The sequence below is a fragment of the Rhodococcus sp. EPR-134 genome (assembly GCF_001647205.1).
Lineage (GTDB): Bacteria > Actinomycetota > Actinomycetes > Mycobacteriales > Mycobacteriaceae > Rhodococcus_F > Rhodococcus_F qingshengii.
The window spans coordinates 1-533 of sequence record NZ_LVCT01000773.1 but is presented as its reverse complement, the minus strand read 5'-3'; the positions used below and the strand labels follow the sequence as shown (position 1 = coordinate 533).

Annotated in this window: 1 protein-coding gene and 1 pseudogene; both read right to left on the bottom strand. The window is 64.4% G+C overall.

The genetic code is table 11. The annotated features are described in order from the left end of the window. Positions 1-394 (bottom strand): precorrin-6A/cobalt-precorrin-6A reductase (locus A2J01_RS33195; RefSeq protein WP_231916212.1); only part of this gene is annotated, 394 nt, incomplete at its 3' end. A gap of 56 nt (positions 395-450) precedes the next feature. Further along, a pseudogene (locus A2J01_RS37150) lies at positions 451-533 on the bottom strand (precorrin-4 C(11)-methyltransferase); the annotation flags it as partial.

Here is a 533-nt window from a genome sequence, read left to right as displayed (position 1 = left end):
CGCGGTCGAACGCCGAAACTCCTTGCCTCCCGATCGTCAGAAAAGCGCGTGAGCCGACCGTCGGCACCAACTCTGCGGCGTGATCGAGATCGTGTGCCGGAAGCCAAGTGTCACCGGGTTGCTCGCGCCAGGGCGGGCGTCGGTACATGGCGTACGGCACGGAATTCGCAAGGCACGCTTCGAACGCATTCTGGGTGATGCGAGCGGCAAACGGATGCGTGGCGTCGAGCACTGCACGAATATCATTGGCCGACAACCACTCCGACAGCCCTTCGGCTCCCCCGAACCCGCCGATACGCACTTCCCCCTCCGGCCATCGAGGATCACGAACCCGGCCGGCCAGCGATGTGACAACCTCGAGGTCGGCTGAACCGGCCAAGCGAGAAGCGATCACTCGACCTTCGCCTGTGCCGCCGAGCAGGAGTACGCGGCGACGAGTACCTGTCGAGGTCAGTGTGTGCTTCTCTCGCGCGCTGCCGAGTAGAGGTAGCTGTCCGGAAACCCCTCCGCAGTCAACACTCGGCCGACGATCA